Annotated in this window: 17 protein-coding genes; 10 read left to right on the plus strand and 7 right to left on the minus strand. The window is 34.1% G+C overall.

Annotated elements, in window-relative coordinates; translation table 11 throughout:
* The first annotated feature begins 52 nt into the window (after positions 1-52).
* Both BC781_RS12710 and BC781_RS12715 read left to right on the plus strand, forming a co-directional pair.
* Positions 53-529, plus strand: coding sequence for a GNAT family N-acetyltransferase (locus BC781_RS12710; protein ID WP_211323792.1), 477 nt, complete (start codon positions 53-55; stop codon positions 527-529).
* 253 nt (positions 530-782) lie between these two features.
* Positions 783-1,766, plus strand: coding sequence for an NAD(P)H-dependent flavin oxidoreductase (locus BC781_RS12715; RefSeq protein ID WP_158281462.1), 984 nt, complete (start codon positions 783-785; stop codon positions 1,764-1,766).
* Positions 1,767-1,858: 92 nt separating this feature from the next.
* On the opposite strand, the gene BC781_RS12720 is transcribed toward BC781_RS12715, so the two are convergent.
* Positions 1,859-2,614: an acyl-CoA desaturase gene (locus tag BC781_RS12720; protein WP_109618268.1), complete on the minus strand. Its 756-nt coding sequence runs from the start codon at positions 2,612-2,614 to the stop codon at positions 1,859-1,861.
* Between the two features lie 251 nt (positions 2,615-2,865).
* On the opposite strand from BC781_RS12720, the gene BC781_RS12725 reads away from it, so the two are divergent.
* The 3 genes from BC781_RS12725 (at position 2,866) to BC781_RS12735 (ending at position 6,436) form a co-directional block, all read left to right on the plus strand.
* Positions 2,866-3,390 carry a PaaI family thioesterase gene (locus tag BC781_RS12725; protein ID WP_109618271.1) on the plus strand — a complete coding sequence of 175 codons (525 nt, stop codon included), beginning with the start codon at positions 2,866-2,868 and terminating at the stop codon, positions 3,388-3,390.
* A gap of 129 nt (positions 3,391-3,519) precedes the next feature.
* Positions 3,520-3,903, plus strand: coding sequence for a DUF1987 domain-containing protein (locus BC781_RS12730; protein ID WP_109618272.1), 384 nt, complete (start codon positions 3,520-3,522; stop codon positions 3,901-3,903).
* A gap of 247 nt (positions 3,904-4,150) precedes the next feature.
* Positions 4,151-6,436 carry a beta-glucosidase family protein gene (locus BC781_RS12735; protein ID WP_109618274.1) on the plus strand — a complete coding sequence of 762 codons (2,286 nt, stop codon included), beginning with the start codon at positions 4,151-4,153 and terminating at the stop codon, positions 6,434-6,436.
* Positions 6,437-6,473: 37 nt separating this feature from the next.
* Here BC781_RS12735 and BC781_RS12740 read toward each other — a convergent pair whose 3' ends face one another.
* Positions 6,474-7,004 (minus strand): hypothetical protein, encoded by a 531-nt coding sequence (locus tag BC781_RS12740; RefSeq protein WP_109618276.1) that lies wholly within the window; start codon positions 7,002-7,004, stop codon positions 6,474-6,476.
* 767 nt (positions 7,005-7,771) lie between these two features.
* Here BC781_RS12740 and ileS point away from each other — a divergent pair.
* The 3 genes from ileS (at position 7,772) to BC781_RS12755 (ending at position 14,141) form a co-directional block, all read left to right on the plus strand.
* Complete coding sequence (gene ileS, locus BC781_RS12745; RefSeq protein ID WP_109618278.1) at positions 7,772-11,152, plus strand: isoleucine--tRNA ligase; 3,381 nt, start codon at positions 7,772-7,774, stop codon at positions 11,150-11,152.
* A gap of 131 nt (positions 11,153-11,283) precedes the next feature.
* A complete protein-coding gene (locus BC781_RS12750; protein ID WP_109618280.1) occupies positions 11,284-13,659 on the plus strand; it encodes a WG repeat-containing protein in 2,376 nt (791 codons plus the stop codon).
* 224 nt (positions 13,660-13,883) lie between these two features.
* Entirely contained in the window at positions 13,884-14,141 is a 258-nt protein-coding gene (locus BC781_RS12755) for a hypothetical protein (RefSeq protein WP_109618283.1), read from the plus strand.
* An 11-nt stretch (positions 14,142-14,152) separates the two neighbouring features.
* Here BC781_RS12755 and BC781_RS12760 read toward each other — a convergent pair whose 3' ends face one another.
* The gene (locus BC781_RS12760) at positions 14,153-14,635 is read right to left on the minus strand and encodes a tetratricopeptide repeat protein (RefSeq protein WP_109618285.1); all 483 of its coding nucleotides are present in this window, start codon (positions 14,633-14,635) and stop codon (positions 14,153-14,155) included.
* A gap of 390 nt (positions 14,636-15,025) precedes the next feature.
* Here BC781_RS12760 and BC781_RS12765 point away from each other — a divergent pair, with 390 nt between their 5' ends.
* Together BC781_RS12765 and BC781_RS12770 are read left to right on the plus strand one after the other, a co-directional pair.
* Positions 15,026-16,159 carry a DUF3179 domain-containing (seleno)protein gene (locus BC781_RS12765; RefSeq protein WP_109618287.1) on the plus strand — a complete coding sequence of 378 codons (1,134 nt, stop codon included), beginning with the start codon at positions 15,026-15,028 and terminating at the stop codon, positions 16,157-16,159.
* Positions 16,160-16,187: 28 nt separating this feature from the next.
* On the plus strand, positions 16,188-17,357 hold the full coding sequence (locus BC781_RS12770; protein ID WP_109618289.1) for a hypothetical protein: 1,170 nt from the start codon (positions 16,188-16,190) through the stop codon (positions 17,355-17,357).
* Between the two features lie 94 nt (positions 17,358-17,451).
* Here the strand turns inward: BC781_RS12770 and BC781_RS12775 are convergent, their stop codons facing one another.
* The 4 genes from BC781_RS12775 to BC781_RS12790 all read right to left on the minus strand — a co-directional run bounded on the left by BC781_RS12775 (position 17,452) and on the right by BC781_RS12790 (position 21,733).
* Entirely contained in the window at positions 17,452-18,888 is a 1,437-nt protein-coding gene (locus BC781_RS12775; RefSeq protein WP_109618291.1) for a S41 family peptidase, read from the minus strand.
* Positions 18,889-18,970: 82 nt separating this feature from the next.
* Positions 18,971-19,774, minus strand: a complete 804-nt coding sequence (locus BC781_RS12780) for a serine aminopeptidase domain-containing protein (protein WP_109618293.1) — start codon at positions 19,772-19,774, stop codon at positions 18,971-18,973.
* A gap of 3 nt (positions 19,775-19,777) precedes the next feature.
* Positions 19,778-20,980 (minus strand): acyl-CoA dehydrogenase family protein, encoded by a 1,203-nt coding sequence (locus BC781_RS12785; RefSeq protein WP_109618295.1) that lies wholly within the window; start codon positions 20,978-20,980, stop codon positions 19,778-19,780.
* A gap of 111 nt (positions 20,981-21,091) precedes the next feature.
* A complete protein-coding gene (locus BC781_RS12790; RefSeq protein WP_109618297.1) occupies positions 21,092-21,733 on the minus strand; it encodes an HD domain-containing protein in 642 nt (213 codons plus the stop codon).
* Positions 21,734-21,832 lie beyond the last annotated feature (99 nt).

Below are 21,832 nucleotides of genomic sequence, written 5' to 3' on the forward strand. Positions count from 1 at the left end.
TATGAATTGGAGTCGTTTTTTAATTTTAAGTGGAAATATCATTTTAGTATTTATGAATACAATAGAAGAAATAAAAGTAGTAAACTATACACCTGATTATCAGAAGGTATTTAGAGCATTGAATGTTGAGTGGATTCAGAAATATTTTAAGATGGAAGAGTCAGACTATAAAGCACTAGATAAGCCTAATGAGTATATCTTGGATAGAGGTGGAGCAATTTTAGTCGCTTTATATAATGGAGAAGCGGTAGGCGTTTGTTCTTTAATAAAGATGGATGATCCTATTTATGATTTTGAATTAGCTAAAATGGCTGTCTCTCCTAAAGTTCAAGGAAAAGGAATAGGGAAAGTACTATTAAAGGCAACGATAGAAAAGGGAAAAGAATTAGGAGCTAGAAATTTATATTTAGAAAGTAACAGGAAATTAAACACAGCTATCAAGCTCTATGAAAAAATGGGATTTAAAGAGGTTTTGGATAGAAATACTCCATATGAAAGAGCAGATATTTTCATGGAGTATTTATATTAATTTTTGAGTATAAATTTCTTAAAAGTATAAGGTTAGGATTATAATCAATAATTAATTGTATATTGGGTGTTGATTTTACGCTTTATGAAAGCTTTTCAAGCTTCTTTGAGTTGATAAGAAAGACTCTTTTGCTCTTTTCATGGATTTATGAAAAGTTTTCTTTTACATTAAAGATGAATATGTATTCATTTATGATGTTCTTCTAGTTCAATTATCATAACTGAAATTGTATCCCTTAACTAATTTACCAACAATGAATAACATGCACACACCTCTAACCGAAATGCTTGGGATTAAGTATCCCATCATCATGGCTCCGATGTTTCTTGTCTCAAATACCGAAATGCTTATAGCTGCAGGCGAGGCAGGGATTACAGGGTCAATTCCTGCGCTAAACTTTAGAACAATTGCAGCTTTTAAAGAAGGAATTGAAAGCGTAAGAAAAGCTACGAATGCTCCAGTCGGAGTAAACTTGATAGTGAACAAATCAAATCCAAAATACAAAGAACAATTAAAAGCTTGTATTGATCTGAAAGTAGATTACATCATTACATCTTTGGGGAGTCCTCAAGAAGTGATTGAGAAGTGTAAACCTGAAGGGATAAAGGTATTTTGTGATGTAGTTGATTTAGAGTATGCAAAAAAAGTTGAAGACTTGGGAGCTGATGCTATTATTGCTGTGAATAAAGAAGCTGGAGGGCATGCAGGACCAACTCCTGCAAAGGAATTAGTACCACTTTTAATTCAAAATTGTAATATCCCAGTGATATCTGCTGGTGGGGTTGGAACTGGTGCACAACTGAAAGAAAAACTGGACTTTGGAGCTTGTGGTATTTCAATGGGAAGTCCATTTATTGCTACCAATGAATCAGGTGTTTCAGATGCTTACAAAAATGCTTGTGTGGAGTATGGAGCAAAAGATATTGTCATGACGACTAAACTTTCGGGTACACCTTGTACTGTGATCAACACTCCTTATGTAGAAGCAATTGGCACAAAACAAAGTGCCTTTGAATCTCTTCTCAATAAAAATAAAAAGCTCAAGAAATTCATGAAGATGCTGACTTTCTATAAAGGAATGAAGATGATTGAGAAAGCAGCTTTTAGCGCTACTTACAAAACTGTTTGGTGTGCAGGGCCTTCAATTGAATATACAACTGAAATTAGATCAGTAAAAGATATTGTTAATGACTTGATTGAGCAATATAAAAAAGCGAATCAAGAAGTTACTTCTTAGTTTTTAATTCGGCTTAGAGGTATGTGGATACAAAAAAGGCAAGAACATGTAAAATGCCTTGCCTTTTAGAAGATTAGATTAGTTCGTAGGTATTAGCTAGCAACTAATTCTTTCTTTGTATTTCTCAGTTTGATAATTCCTAAGAAGTTAAACAACTTGATAATTTGGTATGTAGGATCAATTTCATGCCATCTGAATCCACCAAAGTTCGCTCTTGAACCGTGTTTGTGGTGGTTGTTGTGGTAGCTTTCTCCCATCATCAAGAAGTCAAACGGAAGGAAATTCATTGAAGTATCTGTTGTTGTAAAGTTTCTGTAGCCAAATTTGTGTGCAAACCAGTTAATGATTGCTCCATGTACAGGAGACATCAAGAAGTGGATTGGTAATAATAAATACATCCACCATTCTGTTGCGTAAACATAATAGAATGCTACATAAGCTGTACCCCATGCAAGACGGTTGAACCAGTTACTTGCAAACATATCAAATGATTTCCAGCTTGGAAGATCTTTGTAGTATTTTTCTTCGATTCCACTTTCTCTACCACGTACTACATCTGAGTAGAAAAGTTTAGTTTTCCACATCATATCGAACAAGTTCGCTGAGAACTTAGGTGAATGTGGATCCTTTTCTGTGTCAGCATGTGCATGGTGCAATCTGTGCATCAGACCGTATCCATAAGCACTTAGGTAGTTTGAACCTTGGAAAATGAATGTAAGAACAAAGAAAATTCGTTCCCAAGTTTTAGACATTGTAAACATCTTGTGTGCTGCATATCTATGCAAGAAGAATGTTTGAAAGAACAATGATGAATACCAATGTAAAACAAAGAAAATTAAAATAGCCATTATACAATAAGTTATAGTTTCACTCAACACCTAAGACTAGAGTTGAGAAGGTCTGTGACATTTTTTGACTTTTTTTTTCGAAAAAATTATCATTAACAAATAAAATAGTCAGTTTGAAAGATGATTCATTTCAATGAAATAACCTATCTAAAGTCATTTAATGAATGAGTATAAAGTGATAAGTCATTCATTGTCTGATCGAAAAAATAAAGCTTTTGTTATTTATACATGAACCAATAATACATACACCAATGAATTCAAAAACAACAACCACAAGTGCTACTTTTACGAAAAAACAGCAGAAATTTTTAAGCACATTTACTTCTCCAATTAAGTATTTCTTGTTCTTGTTAACTCAAGTTCCAATGGGACTTGTTTGTGGAATGAAGGTTCGAGAGGTGACTTTAACAGCTTGCACAACTTATCTACCATTTAGGTGGATCAATAAAAACCCTTTCGCATCTATTTATTTTGCGGTGCAAAGTATGGCCGCAGAATTGTCTACCGCAGCTTTAGGAGTTTTAGCACTTTATGAAGCTGAGGAGTCTATTGCATTTATCTTAGTAGATATGAAAGCCGAATTCCATAAAAAGGCAGTAAAAGGCATCACTTTCACTTGTGAAATGGGAGAAGAAATCAGAGAAACTGTAAAGAAAGCAAGTCTCTCAACAGAAGCGCAGACGATTACAGCCAAGACTGTAGGCAAAATGGCTGATGGTACAATAGTATCTGAGTTTTATTTTACATGGTCTTTTAAAAAGAGAAGTAAATCTTAGAATAGTTCAATAAAAAGCTGTGTTTTTATCTGATTTTAAAAAATAAGTTCAATATTATTGGTTAAACATCATTTTTTATATAGTTTTCGATAACAACTTCAATCAGTATAACTCTAAAACCACTTTTTTATGCAAGACTTAATCATTCCTCAAGAGGGATTTTCTCCGAAAGTTTCTTTTTTAGCGTCTAAAGGTTTACTTGAAATAAGTGGCAATTCTTATCAAGAAGGGACTCCTGAGTTTTATGAACCAATTTTTCAATGGTTGGATACTTATTTAGATCAACCAGGTAAAGAGCTTCAGTTTAATTTTAGGATGTCTTATTTTAATACTTCTTCCTCAAAATGCTTTTATAAGATTATAGAGAAATTGAAAAACTATGATGCAAGTGATAAAGGCAAAGTTGAAGTGAATTGGTATTACAAAGATGATGATGAGGATATGTATGAAACGGGTATGGATTATTTGAATGATTCTGCTTGGAAAAAATTAAACCTTATAAGTTACAAGTAATTACAAATCTAAGATTTACCTATATAAAAGTCATACGTCATATAGATGTATGACTTTTTTTAGACCTATTTTTTAACTAATTGTTTCTTTCCCAATAAAAAATTGTAGCTATAGATTAACTCTGCCTGTCTTTAGTTTTATACAAATGTCTTGATCAACTTTTTGTGAGATATTATGATCTGGTTTAAAAATGAAGATTGATTTTTCAAATTTGATTTAGGTCTTTTTTACCGAAGTAGATTAACTCATGACAGCAAATTTTATCAGTAATATACTACAACAACTTTCCTTAGAAGAAAAAGCTAAACTTTGTGTTGGAGATGGAATGTGGAAAACCAATGGAATCGAGAGGTTACGTTTAAAACCTTTATTCTTAACGGATGGACCACATGGGGTGCGTAAAAGCATAGAAGGCGAATTAATAATTGGAAGTGTACCTGCAACTTGTTTTCCTACAGCATCTGCTTTAGGGGCGACTTGGAATACCGCCCTAATGTATCAGTTAGGTAATGCATTGGGTGAAGAAGCGAGGCTTCATGAAGTACATATTTTATTGGGACCTGGAATAAACATTAAGAGGTCTCCGCTGGGAGGGAGAAACTTTGAGTATTTTTCTGAAGACCCATACTTAGGCGGAGTGTTAGCATCAGCATATATTAAGGGAGTACAAGAAAAAGGAGTAGGGACATCTTTAAAGCATTTTGCTGTGAACAATCAGGAGCTAGATCGGATGGTGATTAGTGCTGAAGTTGATGAGCGGAGTTTAAGGGAAATCTATTTGAAAGGGTTTGAAATTGCGATAAAAGAAGCTCAACCATGGACGGTAATGTGCGCTTACAATAAACTAAATGGTACTTATTGTGCAGAACATAAATGGCTTTTACATGACATTTTGAAAAAAGAATGGGAATATGAAGGGATTGTAATTTCAGATTGGGGTGCTGTAAATGATAGGGTAGAAAGTCTAAAAGCTAGTTTACACCTTCAGATGCCTGGAGATGGAAATTATAGCATAGACAAAGTAGTTAAAGCGGTAAAAAAAGGAAATATAAAAGAAAGTGATTTAGATAAACTGATTGAAGACTATTTGAAAGTTTATGCTAAAGTAGATTTTAGGAACAGTCATTTAGAAGAAAATCAGATGATGTTAACTCATCATAATTTGTCTAAAAAGATAGCAGATGAGTCTATTGTTCTACTTAAAAATGAAAATAACATCCTTCCTTTAGACATTCAAGAAACAAAACGAATAACTATTGTAGGTGATTTTGCTTTGAACCCTAGGTATCAAGGTGCTGGAAGTTCTTTGGTAAGTCCCTATCAAATCACTAATTTTTTAGAATCACTTTCAAGGAAAATTCCATCAGATACAATTGTAGAATTTGCTCAAGGTTATGATCATGAAGGGAATACGAATGCGAAATTTATAGGGGAGTCGTTGGAGAAATCTAAATCATCTGATTTCATTTTTTTATGTGTAGGTTTACCCGATAGTTATGAGTCTGAGGCATTTGATCGAAAACATCTTACTCTTCCTGAAGGTCATTTAGTCTTGATAGACCAACTCTCTAAACTTGGGAAAAAACTTGTAATAATATTGTTTAATGGTGCGCCTGTAGAAATGCCTTGGATTGAAGAGGTAGATGGAGTTATAGAAGCTTATCTTACAGGACAAGCAGGAGGAGAGGCATTAAGTGATATCGTTTTGGGGCATGTGAATCCGTCTGGGAAAATTGCAGAAAGCTTCCCCGTAAAAGTTGAAGACACTCCTTCTTTCTTGAATTGGGGTGAAGATATTGATAAAGTGAATTATGGTGAAGGGATTTTTGTAGGTTATCGTTACTATGAGAAGAAAAATATAAAACCGCTCTTCCCCTTTGGATATGGTCTTTCTTACACTGAATTTGAAATCTCTAACTTTGAACTGAATACAAATCAAATATCGGAAGGTGAAGTATTAGAATGTAGTGTAAATGTTAAAAATGTTGGAAGTATAAAGGGAAAGGTTGTCATACAATTATATGTAGGTGAATTATGCAGAAAAATTATAAGTCCTATAAAAGAGCTTAAACGTTTTCAAAAAGTTGAATTAGAGAAGGGTGAAACTCTGAAGGTTTGTTTTGAACTATCAGTGGATGACTTCAAATATTTCAATCCGAAATTAAATCAATGGACTTATGATGAAGGATCGTATTCCATAAAAATTGGACAATCTTCAGCAGATATTTCAGTAGAGAAGGAGGTTAGTTTAAAGTTCCAACGTCCTAGGAAAAGAATTTATACAAAGTACTCTACAGTGAAAGAAGTTATGGAAAGTAAAGCTAGTAATCAGATAGTAAAATATATGATTAAATACTTTACCACCGTAATGATTGGGAAAGAGAAGAAAGAATGGTCACTTGAGGATAAAAAACAAGTAAAAATGTTAGAGGCAATGCTAATGGATTGGCCACTTAAAAATTTCATTAGTTTTTCAAAAGGTCGGTTTACCGATGGAATGTTAAATAGACTAATTCAGTTTTTAAATAGTTAAAACAAAAGAGGCTAAGATTAATCTTAGCCTCTTTTGTTTATATGTTTGACTCTAAATAAGAGATATATTTTATTTTTAATTGCTGGTCAATCGATTTTAGGATTAGTGAATTGTTTACTTTTTTGATGATCTCACCTTTTGAAATCTGATGTGCTCTCCAAGATTTATAATAACCATCTTTATCTGTATAGTATTCAACTCGATCAATAAGTTGAGTTTCTATGTTTTTGATGATTGATTTCCCAAGTTTATTCAAAATAGCTTTTTCTTGCTCCGTAGAATTCGCTATCTGAAAAAAGCTATTGTTGATGGAATTCATTTTTTGAGTAAGCAATCCTTGTAGCTGTGTTTTCGCATCTTTATCAGCAGCACCTATTGAAGCTGACAAAATAGCTTTTTGACCAAAACCTGTAGCTCTTAGGAAGGCATTGTCTGAGTTGTAATTATTACTTCTGAAAGGAGACTTACCTTGTGTGTCCGAGTGTCCAAAAGAAACATTGAATGAAAATGGTATGAATAAGGCTAAAAGTAAGAAAGTTCGAATATTGAATTGTTTGTTTGTTCTCATAGTGGTTATATAAGTTAAGTTAGGTTGAAAAATGAATTTGTCTGTTGTTGAATTTTAATAAAGGTATCTAAATATTTTTAAATATTCAATATCTGCGAATTAATATTCATGTGCAGTGCTTTTTTAAAGTGATTATTTAAACTTTTTAAGTAAAGTTTAAAATAAAATTTCATTAATCGTGTTTCCTTTACATTTTATACTGAAAAAGTGTAAACAATGTTACGTGTATATCTATTTTAATTGTGAATGAAAAATGTTGGAGTCAAATTAAGGGAGGATAAATAGTTTGGTATAAAAAAAGACACAACCCAAAGGTTGTGTCCATGAACCACACTTGAAAAAATCAATTATAAAATTAGAAAAAATGATACTTAAGTATCTGATAAAAAATGATTAACATAAAAGATAAAAAAGTAAACCTTTAAAGAGTTATTAAAATTAAAGGTTGCTCTAATATATAGCTGTATAATGTTAAGAACAAATAAATATTTAAAATATTTATAAAAAATATGTTAATCCAATCGTCTAATTTCAAAGCTTTAAAATTCTATTTTTTGAATAATAAAACTGTTTAATTACGATTCTAGCCTGTTTATGATTGTAAATTTCCATTCCCAATTTCTTCTGATTTCTTTACTTTCCGTATTTGTTTCGTATTCTGAACAATTAGGATGAAAATTTTTATAAATTTGTCTGATTATACAAAAAGGATTCTAATTACGTCAACTACGTACATAAATGTGCGGGTGCGAAATTGATAAATTAAGATGAGTTACAAAGAGTATAAAGGACTTGATTTAGTTCAAATCAATAAGGATATCCGCAAGTTTTGGGAAGAAAACAATGTCTTCCAAAAGTCGGTAGAGACAAGAGAAGGTCACCCATCGTTTGTGTTTTATGAGGGACCTCCATCGGCAAATGGTGCGCCAGGTATTCACCACGTAATGGGGCGTACTGTTAAAGATATTTTTTGTAGATATAAAACGCTTAAAGGCTTTAAGGTTAGTCGTAAAGGAGGATGGGATACACACGGTCTTCCTGTAGAGCTTAAAGTTGAAAAAGAGTTAGGAATTACAAAAGAAGATATAGGGACAAAGATTTCTGTTGCTGAATACAATGCAGCTTGTAAGCAAACTGTAATGGAGTTCAAAGAGCAATGGGATGAATTGACGCAACAAATGGGATATTGGGTAGACCTTGATAACCCTTATATCACTTTTGATCCAAAATATATGGAGTCGTTATGGGCTTTATTGAAGAAACTTTACAACAAAGATCTTCTTTATAAAGGTTATACGATCCAACCTTATTCTCCAGCAGCAGGTACAGGTTTGAGTTCGCATGAACTTAACCAACCAGGTTGTTATCGAGATGTGAAAGATACAACAGTTACAGGACAGTTTAAGGTCACTCGTGATGAGAAGTCTGAGGAATTATTCACAGATGTTCATGGCGAATTATTCTTCCTTGCATGGACGACAACGCCTTGGACATTGTCTTCTAACGCAGCTTTGGCAGTAGGTGAAAAAATTACTTATGCTAAAGTAGCTACATATAATCAATATACTCACGAGCCAATCACTGTGATTTTGGCAAAAGAACGTATCGATTCATATTTTTCTAAAAAGCAGAAAGATGCCGACTTCGATACTTACCAAGCAGGTGATAAAGTGATCCCATTCAAAGTATTGGGCGAGTACACTGGAAAAGAATTGGTTGATATCCGTTATGAGCAATTATTGCCTTACGTTCAGCCATTAACTGATGCAGATAAAGCATTCAAAGTTATTCCTGGTGACTTCGTTACTACTGAAGATGGTACTGGTATTGTTCATATTGCTCCTACATTTGGTGCAGATGACCAGAGAGTAGCAAAATTGGCAGGTGTTCCTGCTATCGTAATAACTGACGAAAAAGGAAATGAGCTTCCACTTGTTGATAAAACAGGTCGTTACGTTGCCGAAATGGGTGAGTTTGGTGGTCAGTTTGTAAAAGCTGAGTACGAAGATGACGAAGTTTCTGGTGCGAAAGATTATAAGTCAATGGACGTTCGTTTGGCGATTAAGCTAAAAGAAGAGAACAGAGCCTTTGACGTGAAGAAGTACGAACACAGTTACCCACACTGTTGGAGAACTGATAAGCCAATCCTTTATTACCCATTGGATTCTTGGTTTATCCGTACAACTTCTGTAAAAGATAAATTGGTTGAACTAAACAAAACGATCAACTGGAAGCCTGCAGCTACAGGAACAGGACGTTTTGGTAATTGGTTAGAAAACCTTGTAGACTGGAACCTTTCTCGTTCAAGATATTGGGGTACGCCACTTCCAATCTGGAGAAACGAAGAAGGTACAGAAGAAAAATGTATTGGTTCTATTGAAGAACTAAGAGCAGAAATCAAGAAAGCAGTAGAAGCAGGTGTAATGCCAGCTGACTCTGAATATATTGTAGATGGAGAGTTGATCGAAGATATTGACTTGCACCGTCCTCACGTAGATCATTTGATCTTGGTAAGTGACAAAGGTGAAGCAATGACTCGTGAAACTGACTTGATCGACGTTTGGTTTGATTCTGGTGCGATGCCTTTCGCTCAGTGGCACTACCCATTCGAAAATGAAGACATCTTTAAAGAAAGTTTCCCTGCAGACTTTATCGCTGAGGGTGTAGACCAAACTCGTGGTTGGTTCTTCACACTTCATGCAATCGCAACAATGATCGAAGAGAAAGTAGCATTTAAAAATGTAATCTCTAACGGTCTTGTTTTGGATAAGAACGGTGATAAAATGTCTAAGCGTACAGGTAACGTAATCAATCCATTCGAAACGATGGATAAATACGGTGCTGATGCTGCTCGTTGGTACATGATCGAGAATGCTTCTCCATGGGACAACTTGAAGTTCGCTTTGGCAGGTGTTGAAGAAACTAGACGTAAATTCTTCGGTACACTTTACAATACATACTCGTTCTTCTCGCTTTATGCAAACTTGGATAACTTCACTTATGCTGAAGCGCCAGTAGCCATGGAAGAGCGTACAGAGTCTGATCGTTGGATCATCTCTAAACTTCATTCTTTAGTGAAAGAAGTTGAGGCTTGTTTCGATGATATGGAACCTACAAAGTCAGCTCGTGCAATCCAGTCATTCGTAATTGACGATATGTCTAACTGGTATGTACGTCTGAACCGTAAACGTTTCTGGAAAGGAGAATACGGACAAGATAAGATGGCTGCTTACCAAACATTGTTCGAATGTTTGATTACAGTATCTAAGTTGATGTCTCCAATTGCGCCATTCTTTGCAGATCGTTTGTTCCAAGACTTGAACGAAGTAGCAAAACAAGAAGACGCTATCTCGGTACATACAGCATTCTTCCCTAAAGTAGAAGAGAGCTTTATCGATACGGATTTGGAAGAAAAAATGGCATTGGCTCAAAATATTTCTTCTCTTACACACTCAATCCGTAAGAAAGAAAGATTGAAAGTTCGTCAGCCATTGAGCAGAATCTTGGTTCCTGTAATCAATGCACACGTGATTGAGCAAATCAAGCACGTAGAAGAAATCATCAAATCTGAGACAAACATCAAGCATGTAGAATTCTTGACAGAAGAAAATGCAGGCATGTTTGTGAAGAAGATCAAGCCAAACTTCCCAGTATTGGGTAAAAAGTATGGTAAATTGATGAAAGGAATTTCTGCTGAAATCAACAAATTAGATCAAGACGGAATCAATACATTTGAGCAGTCGGGTAGCTTGAACTTCGATGTAAACGGAGAAGCTGTAAACTTGACTTTGGAAGATGTAATGATCGAGTCTGATGATATCCCGGGTTGGGCAATTGCGAAAGATCAAGGAATCACTGTAGCACTTGACATCACTTTATCAGACGAGTTGAAAGAAGAAGGTATCGCTCGTGATCTTGTAAACAAAATCCAAAACATGCGTAAAGACATGGGCTTGGAAGTACAAGACAAAATTGATGTGGCCATTGAGAAAGGTGAGGAGTTGGTTGTAAAAGCAGTCGAAAACTACGGCGATTACATCAGTGTTGAGACACAAATTATCAACTTGAAATTAGAAGATGCAGTAGCGAATGCAGAGGAAATCGATTTAGATGGAATCAGCGTGAAACTATCTGTAGCTAAAAACTAATTTAGTTTGATTTAATAAATATTGAACCCAGTCTTTAGAAATAAAGGCTGGGTTCTTTTATTTCAGATTATAATCAAAATGGTAAAAACCTTATCTTTACCGCAATTTTTGAAAGAAGGTATTTGGATATAATGAGGAGAATTTTCATCAGTCTTTTGTTTTGTGGGTTGAGTTTGATTACTGCAAAAGTTTTTGCACAGGGAAAGTTAGTGCCCAAGTTTTCTGAGGCAGAAGAAAAATATGGGTATGTATATGAATATGATACTTCTGAATTCAAGATAGCACCACAGTTTATTTCTGCATATCCTTTTATAGAAAACTATGGAAGGGTACAAACTGAAGCAGGCTTCTTTTTGATTAATTCCAAAGGAAACCCAATTAATGAAGAACCTTTTGAACAAATTGGTTGGTCTGATGATGAAGCAAATGCGCTCTACTCATATTTTTATTTCAATCATATCGGATTCAAAAAGGATGGTAAATGGGGATTGATAAATAAAGAAGGTGAAATTATTGTAAAACCTTCTTATGATAGCATTCACTATTTCATCCGAAAACTAGCTCCTGTTGCTCAGTATGATTCACTTACAAAGAAATATAATTTCGGTGCGATAAATCTTACAGGGAAAGAAATCATTCCTTTTATTTATAATTCTATTAGACCTATTTATGGTTCTTCAAATGTTTTAGTTGAAAAAAGTATTGGTAATCAATATTTCTATGGCGTATTAACTCAAAATGGAAAGGAAGTTTTAGGTTGTTCTTACCCTAAAATAGAAAGCTTAAAAAATGGGTTATATGCTGTAAAATCTCAGAACGGGCTTTGGGGAATTTTCAATGAAAAGGGCAAACAACTACAGAAGTTTGAATTTGAAAAGATTAACTCACCAAATAACTTTGGTCATATTTTAGCTCAAAAGGATGGACTTTGGGGGATTTTCAACAAAGACATCAGTATCAATCAACCTTTCATTCACAAGAGTATTTCCATAACAGACTCCTCTTATTTTTACCAAAAAGCAACTCAATTTGAAATCATAAATAATGAAGGTCAGATACAGTATACCCTTCACGCTGATTCTATTATAAATATTTATCCAAATTTATACCGTTACCACATAAATGAAAAAGTTGGGGTATGGAATTCAAAAGATAATCAAATCATTTTTCAAGGTTATGATTGGATAGATACATATTGGTCACATGGACATTCTCTCGTTAAAAAAGGAGAGAATAAAGGAATCATTAATCAAGATGGAAAAATCATCTTACAACCTATTTTTAAAGATATTTTTCTTGAAAAGAACAACATATACCGTGTCTGTTACTTTGATGGGACATTTGATTTATATGATTTCCAAGGTCAGAACCTGACAAATCATAAGTATTCAATTATTAGTTCTTTATCATCGGAGCTTTTCTTAGCCAAAAAAGGAACTCGTTTTGGATATTTAGATACAAACCTTAAGGTCACTATTCCATTTATTTATAAAAATGCAGAACCATTTATTGGGAAACATGCAGTAGCTAAAAGAGATGATTACTATGGCGTAATAAACAAACAACAAGATTGGATTATTAGCCCAGTAGTAGATTATATGCAATCAATAAGTGAAGATTTGTACCTCATCAGAGATCAAGGTATTTGGGAAACTCTTGATATTAATGGAATAGAGTTGTTTAGATCAAATGGGGAAACATATAAAATTAGAGAAGATGGAAGTGTACTTTTAAAGTATGCTAATCAATATGGTTTACTAAATGACAAAGGTGAATTCTGTCTGCCTGTAGTATATGATAAAATTTCTTTAATCAAGGAAGATGAAACAGTGAGTATGAGCCGTGATGGAGTAGACTATTTTATGAATATCTATGAGTCAAAGATTCCATTACCTGGTTGTTATGATTTTGCAGATCGAATTGATACTCATCATGAACAATATGCTGTCATTCAAAAAGGTGACTTTTTTGGTTTTGTAGATTATTTAGGACGTCTCCGTATTTCTCTAAGGTACGATGATGCTAAACATTTCTCTGAAGGAATTGCACCAGTGAAAATCAATCATCGATGGGGCTACTTGAATAAAGAAGATCGATTCGAGATTCAGCCTAATTGGGAAGAAGCATCATCTTTTTCCAATGGAACAGCAATTGTAAAACTGAATGGTAAGTTTGGAGTGATAAAAAGAGATGGGAGCCTACTAATCCCTTATAAATATGATAAAATCAAGGCGAGTCCTAAAGGGAATTGGCTGATTGAAAAAGCAGGTAAAGTTGGTATTTTAAGTTACACAGGAGATCAATCTATTTATGAGAAGTATGATGACATCATTGATCTAGGAAATGGCTACATTTTTTCAATTTTAGATGGCAAGTATGGTTTAGATAAAATTGACGGCTATTCAATCTTGTTCCCAACGAAAGATGAGCTCCGATATAATTTTTATGACAATACTTATCAAATAGTTACCTATTACAATAAAGAAGAAGTGAAAATTTCTAATTAGTGTTAAAAGTTCTGTTTTGTATGATTTAGAATATTAAAATGTAAAACAAACACTTTTATTTAAGTGTTACTTATTCAGCAGTGAAGAAAATTGGTAGGGTGAAAAACATAAATTATGTTATTAGTAGTTTATTCTTTAAATTATTAAATAAACATAATCTGACGATAGATGTAATTCTAAAAACTTAGCTGAGTCTTGTACTTAGTAATTAAAATTTAAGCCCAATGTCGACATTAAATATTACCATATTTGTCCTTATTTATGTATTTCTGATTGTATTGATGATTTATTATGTCAAATCATCTTATCATAGGGATAGTACAAGGGATGATGATGATGGAAGTGGTAATGGAGGCGGCTGGGATGCTCCGATTGATGAACCAGAAATAGACCTACCTCCTGGAGTATATATATTACCTCCCGATCAAGATGACCCATCGTCACGACACTCTAAGGTACACCTTGAAGGAGAGTTAGTCTGATCAAAAAGTATCTAACAACTTAGTCGTGTCCTGAGTTTAACAATTTGCTCATTAACCCCTTTTCTGTTGGGAGTTATATATTTTATCTTTTCTAATTGCTTAATAGCTTCTTCATAAAATTTCATTTCAATCAGAATTGCGATTAACCCTGACATTGCTCCGAAATGTCTTTCTTCTAATTTTAGTGTATTTCTTATATCATATATTGCTTTTTTGTATTCACCAGTAAGATAAAAAGCTGTAGCTCTTTTATTCCAACCCTCTGAATAAGTAGGTTTTAATACAATCACCTCTGAAAATAGAGTGATGGCGTTTCTATATTCTTTCTGTTTCATAAACTCTAAGCCTTTTTCCATTAGAGTTTTGATTAATTCATCCTCACTTTCAAGCCAAATCGCTAGTATTTGCTCTTCTGTTTGTTTGATTAATCGCTGATCTTTTATGTTTCGTAGTTCTTCAAATAAACTATCGATGCGTGTTTGTTTATTACTCATAGTCAGTCGATCTAATGCCCACCTTCAGTCACAACTCTTTCTTCCTACATTTTCAACAAAGCAGGGCTTGGTCTCAATGCTAATCTTTAAACTAAATGCATTTCGATTCTATTCCACAGCTGTAAGTGTTTTTCTGAAAAACACTAAAGAATGGTCTGTTTTTATTAGAATCTGAATATTAAAAATGGAAATGATTCTTTTTGTAGGAGACTCATCCTATTATTTATATTTCCTATATTTACAAACACTATATTTTTTGCATCTAAGTTCCTTCTCATATTAAATAAATAATGTACGAGTAGGATTAAGTATGCATGTAGAAACCAAAAGAATTTAATAATCCTTTATGCTTAGGTATTAAGCACACAAAGCTTACAAAACAACAAACAAATGTATAAGCTTCTATTTTTCATACTTTTGCTGAGTCCTTTGGCTTCTTGGGCTCAAAAAGATAAAGTGAGGGCAACGAGTTATTGGGAGACCAATAAAAACAAAACAAAAGTCAATCTTTCAGAATATTCGGCCTTTGTCAAAAGAGATGCTTTCAAGCCTATAAATTATCCCTCTTTTTATTTTAGACGACTTGCAGTAGAGTATAATCCCTATGAATTGCATGATGCGGTAGTTGTAGTTAGCTATGGTGGTCAAACCAAAGCTTATCCATATTCTGCCCTTTTGTATCATCAAGTTATAAATGATCGACTAGGAGGAATTCCAATTCTAGTTTCTTATTGTCCTATTTCAGACGCATTGACAGTATTTCAGCGTAATACAAATGGAGATCGATATGAAAGAGAATTAGATTTTAAGGTAAGTGGGATGCTTCGTAGAGGAAATACAGTTTTATATGACAAGCAGACTGAAACCTGGTGGCAACAATATACAGGTAAAGCTTTAACGGGTGATTTGATTGGTACTGAACTAAAGCAAATACCATCTGAAGTTATGAGCCTAAAAGACTTTTTCAAACTATATGATTGGGGGATGCTCATGACTGAACATGAATTAGACCCTTTATTAGCTTATGGCCAAACACCTTATTACAAGTACGATGATCTTTATAAGGTAAAACCATTGCTTTATGATGGGCCTATTGATGGTCGTCTGATGGCGATGCAAAGAGTTTTATGTATAAAAATATTTGATGGTCACTTTCTTTTGCCTCAAGAAGAAGTAAGAAAACAAGGGGTTTTAAATTTAGAGCCTAAAGATAAATTTATAACCATCTTTTATAAAGAAGGGGTAAAATCAATGCTCGATGAGCAAGTCATTGCTGAAGGTGCTGAAGTGGGCTCTTTTAATGTCTTTTCTTCTTTTCATGATGGACAACATCTCACATTTGTAAAGGCAGAGAAAGGTCATTTTATGGATCAAGAAACTCAGTCCATTTGGAATTTTAGAGGACAATGCGTGAAAGGTGATCTTCATGGACAACAACTTAAAAAAATGGAGTTTAAAAGCTCTTTTGCATTTGCACCTTTAGCATTCTACCCAAACTGTGAGGTCGAACATTTAAACTGGTAACATTCTTCAACGATCAATCAAATAAGGAATGAAAATCCTTCAATATTCAATTTATATAATCTTTCAGCTTTTATTTATATCTTCTGTTTACGCCCAAAACTTAGTGCCTAATGCAAGTTTTGAGTCTTTCAAAGAGGAAGCAATAGGGCAATCTCTTTTAGAAAATGCAAGCTACTGGGAAAATGCCAATCAACTGAAGCCTGGGAAGTACTATGGAACACCCGATCATATGTTTTTAAATGATAAATATGATCTTAAAAAACTCCAATCAACTTTTTATCCTCAAGATGGAAAATCAGCTATGGGTTTAATTACCTATATGCAGCGAGTTTCAAATTACAGAGAGTATGGAGAAGTGAAATTGCTTCAACCTTTACAGGAAGGAGAGGCCTACCGATTTACATTTTATGTGAATGGAGGAAATAAAACAACTTTTGGAAATATAGTAACAAATGGACTTGGAGTTAGCTTTACCAAAGATCGTTTACAACAATATGTACATGAGCCTCTAGAAGTTATTCCACATTTTAGTATTGAAGATATTCTTTACACAACTCAATGGCAAAAGGTAACTTTTGATTTCATTGCAGAAGAAAACTATCAATATCTTACTATCGGTAATTTCAAATTTGATCATGATCTAGATATCAAATATTTATTTTATGATATAGACCCTCAAGCTTATGTGTTTGTAGATCAAGTTTCTTTGTTTCATATTCCAAAAGATGAACTGAGTGAAGATGTCAAGATCATAGCACAAGAGAAGCCTGCTGAAGAAAGCGAGCAAACAGCAGTAGTTGAAGAAGTTGTTGTAGCCAAAGTAGAAGAGGAAAAGCCAAAAGAAAAAGATGACCCTCTGAAAGGACGAGAACTTGAAGAGCAATATACTTTTGAGTTGGACAGTGATGAGTTTTTTGTGAGACTTTGGGATGATAAGACTGAAGATGGCGATATCGTTTCTTTACTCTTCAATGGAAAATGGGTGTTGAAAGATTATACTTTAAGAGAAAAGAAGAAATTAAAAGTAGACTTGAAGTATGAAGAAGGAAAGGAAAATGTGCTTGTCATGTTTGCTCATAGCTTAGGTGATACGCCTCCTTGTACTGCAGCTATTTTGATCAGCTCTAAAAATAAAGCAAAAGTAAGACGAATGCATTCTGACTTAGGAACTTGTGGAGCGATTCGATTTACACGATAAATTAGGTGTGAAATTAATTGACAAAAGCAGTAAAACATCCATGCAGAGGTTTTACTGCTTTTGTTTTTTAGAAAAATATGACGAATAAATTCGACTAGATATCTTTCTTGATAAACTCTATCGCATAATCTAGTATTTCATCCTTTTCTGTAAATCGATTTGGAGTCACTTTAATGTCAGGTGTTGTACCTTTTAATTCAGTGTTTCCATTTGGTCTTATAATAAATGCTTTCGGATAGCTAACTGAGATTTTAGTGTTTGGTAGTTCAAATTGATGAATTGCACCATAAGTAGTTGGCACATCTGCAGTAGTTTCACCGATAAGTGTTCCAAACTTATAATCTTGAATCATGGCTGCAGTAACTGTGGCTTGAGAGTAGCTATATCTATTTATCAATACATAAACTTTTCCTTTGAATTGAAGAGAATCAGCTTGTGGTTGATTGAGTGATATATCTGAAGTGAAAATTTCGCCATTCTTATGAGATAGTATACTCTCTTTTAATTCTTTGTTCTGAGTGTCTTCTACCTTTTCCCAAAATTCTTTCGTGATTTTAGAGGTCTTCACTTCAAATTTTGAACAGAATTTGAAAGGTTTATCAGCGAAATATGCTATAATCTGATCACTAAAAGAATTACTACCTCCACTGTTATTCCTTAAATCGACAATCAATTGATTATGCTTGCCTTCTCTGATTTTTAGAAAAGCTGAATCTACAAAGTTCTTAAATTCATTAGTATTGAAAGTTTCGATTTCAGAAGAGTTACCACTACTTTCCAAATTCATGAAAGGACCTGGTTTGAGATATGCAATGTTATCTATGATCTTAAAAGTCCTTCTGTTATCAAAAATCTGTGGCACTTTGCTGAATTCGGTCTCAAATTCTAAAGCTGAAATTGCTTGAATTTTATGTGAAGAAATAGACTTATCATCTACTCTAACTTTAACGGTGTAGCTATCTTTTATATCTTCTAAAACCCACAACATTCTTGGGAAAGAAACAAGGTCGAAAAATGTATCTTTTAGGTACGAATTCTCCCCCGATAAATAATGATGAATTTCTGAAATGTAATTTTCAATTGGTTTTCCGTTTATGGAAACGATTTCACTCCCTATCATTAATGTAGAATCAGAAGATAGATTGTGAGTCAAAAATGCTTTATTATTTTCTATTCGAATGTTTAAGGGAAATAACTTACCTTCTTCATTTATATAGTTACCATAAAGTCTTGCAAACGGTAAATCAAATGTACAATGTCCAAGCTCAGATAAAGCAGTAAAAGGTTGTAAAATACGGTATGAGTCTAATAAACTTAATGAATCGGTAATGGAGTTTGTGAGTTCTGAAAAGGCTATATCATACTCATTTTTAGGCGTATTGATGTAAAGATTGTAATGTGTGTCTTGTAAAGTTGAATACAAGAAATCTAGATCTGCTTTAACTTCATCTACACTATATTTTAGTTTTTCTTGACTAAAAATCGGATGAAATGAAAAGCATAAAGCGATCAGTGTAAAAAAGTATTTCATAAGATTTGAATTGCTCTTAAAAAGTAGTTTTTGGTTGTGATTTTCTCGAAGGTAAAGGAAATCACAATATTATGCTATTTTCCTACTCTGAAGGAAGTTGATTTTGACCTAAAAAGTCAAGTATTAACTTCATCATTCTATCCCACTCAGAATCTCCCATAGTTTCAGGGTCTATAATCAAGTGTTGCCATTTTTTTCGCTTTGTTTTACCAACTGCATGTACTTGTTCCAGTTTCCAATTGCTGAGATGAGGTTGATCGATAAAGCTGTGGGCTTTCTTTATACTTATTGCTTCATCTTCGGGATTACAAAAAACAAGGGTAGGAGTATTAGGAATCTCGTCGGTTCTCAGTTCAAACTCTTTTACAGACTCGAATAGAAAACGGTAAAATTGAAAAGGAACAAAATAAGTATTTCTAACTCTATCTGGAGCAAGACTTGGTATGGGTAAACTGTCTAAAATTTGAGGAAGTGAATCTAGGCGAACAATATTAGTTCTCAAAAAACAAGCGGGTGCAAAAAAGATCTGTTTATCCACTTTAAGGTCTGGATGTTCCATTTGTAGTAATAATTGAAGTAAGCCTCCTAATGAATATCCAAAAAAGTAAACAGGTAAACGCTCTTCAAAAATATGCTCATATTGGAATTCTTCGATTTGCTCATAGGCTTGTACGAGGTCTTCTTCCCAAAAATTTCTTTTGATTTTTCCAGCCATCAATACTTTTTGCTCATGACCAGATAGCTGAACAATAAGCATATGTGCTTTGAGCATCTTTTGAAGATGTTCAGAAAGAGGGCTGAGTGCCTCTGTACTGTTGTTCATCCCGTGAACCAATAAGCAGATACACTCAGCTCCATCTAGTTTTTTTATTTTTATATCTCCCATCTTCTAAGCAAAAGCTGGAATTCCTGTGATTTCGGCTCCTAAAATTAAAAGGTGAATATCGTGTGTCCCTTCGTAAGTGATCACAGATTCCAAATTCATCATATGTCTCATAATGGAAAAACTATTGGTGATACCCATCGCTCCTAATACTTGTCGAGCTTCTCTTGCAATATTGAGTGCCATTTCAACATTATTTCGTTTCGCCATAGAGATTTGAGCGGTAGTCGCTCGTCCTTCATCCATAAGTTTACCCAATCTCCAACATAAAAGTTGAGCCTTTGTAATTTCTGTGAGCATTTCAGCTAATTTCTTCTGTGTAAGCTGAAAGCTAGCGATAGGCTTATCAAACTGATGTCTTTCTAAAGCATAACGTTTTGCCGTTTCATAACAGTCCATTGCAGCTCCAATAGCTCCCCATGAAATACCATAACGAGCAGAATCTAAACAAGAAAGAGGTGCTCCTAAACCATCTCTTCCTGTCAGTACATTTTCTTTAGGGACTTTTACATCTTCAAAAACTAATTCTCCTGTACAACTAGCTCTGAGAGACCACTTTCCATGAATTTCTGGAGTTGAGAATCCTTCCATCTCTCGTTCCACAATAACTCCTTTGATACGACCTGTGCTCGTATCTCTTGCCCAAATGACTGCTAAATGACAATCTGGAGCATTTGAAATCCACATCTTAGCTCCATTCAAAATGTAATAGTCTCCTTTGTCTTCTAGTTTGGCTTCCATACCTGACGGGTTTGATCCATGATTAGGTTCGGTAAGTCCGAATGCACCAAGGTATTCACCAGAAGCAAGTTTAGGAAGGTATTTCTGTTTCTGTGCTTCAGTTCCGTATTTCCATATAGGATACATAACCAATGAGCTTTGTACCGAAGCTGTAGAGCGCATACCTGAGTCTCCTCTTTCGAGTTCTTGCATCATGAGTCCGTAGCTGATGTAGTCCATGCCACCTCCGCCATACTCTTCAGAAACCATAGGCCCAAAAATTCCCATTTCGCCAAAAAGAGAGACTAAATGTTTTGGAAAAATAGCTTGTTCGTATGCTTCTTCAATGATTGGTGAAACTTCTTTAGAAACGAATTGCTGAACGCTATTTCTAATCAGAATTTGTTCTTCTGTCAATAGGTCTTCGATTTCATAAAAATCGGTTTGTTCAAGACTGATTGTAGAATTAGCTGTGTTGTTAGTATGCATGATATTGGTATGTTAAGCGATAAAATGTGAACATGCTGAATGACATGTTTTTATATGAGATAAAAATAGCATTTCATCAGTATGTTCACAAAGGAATTTTAGGATAAGCGTTTACTTTTTACCTTCCCATTCATCATAGAACTGTTCGAGGTAGTTTTCCATAAACGAATGACGCTGCTCAGCTATTTCTTTTCCTTTGGCAGTATTCATACGATCTTTGAGCAATAATAATTTCTCATAGAAATGGTTGATGGTTGGTGCTGTGCTCTTTTTATACTCTTCTTTACTCATATTTAGGTTAGGTTTAACCTCAGGATTATAGAGTTCTCTACCTTTAAAACCACCATAATTGAATGTCCTAGCAATGCCAATGGCACCAATTGCATCAAGTCTATCTGCATCTTGTACTACATCCAATTCCGGAGATTTAAACATTTGTTTTTCATTTCCGCCTTTGAAAGAAATATGCTTGATAATATTGACTACATGTGCAATAACATCTTCATCAACTTGTTGTGATTTTAGGAATTCAGTTGCTTTTTTAGGACCGATTTCTTCATCTCCATCATGAAATTTTGAATCTGCAATATCGTGGAGTAAAGCACCCAATTCTACCACCAAAAGATCAACTGACTCTTCTTTCGCTATTGTTTTAGCAGTTTTCCAAACTCTATAAATATGCCACCAATCATGTCCACCTTCTGCCTCAGCCAAACTTTCCTTCACGTATGCTATTGTATTTTCAATGATCATATTTGCTTACACGTCTAAATTGATGATTATTAAATGTTTTAAGATAGGATTTTATTGAACTATAATTTTTCAAATGTTAATTTATTCCTAATTTTGAGT

The organism is Sediminitomix flava, from assembly GCF_003149185.1.
Lineage (GTDB): Bacteria > Bacteroidota > Bacteroidia > Cytophagales > Flammeovirgaceae > Sediminitomix > Sediminitomix flava.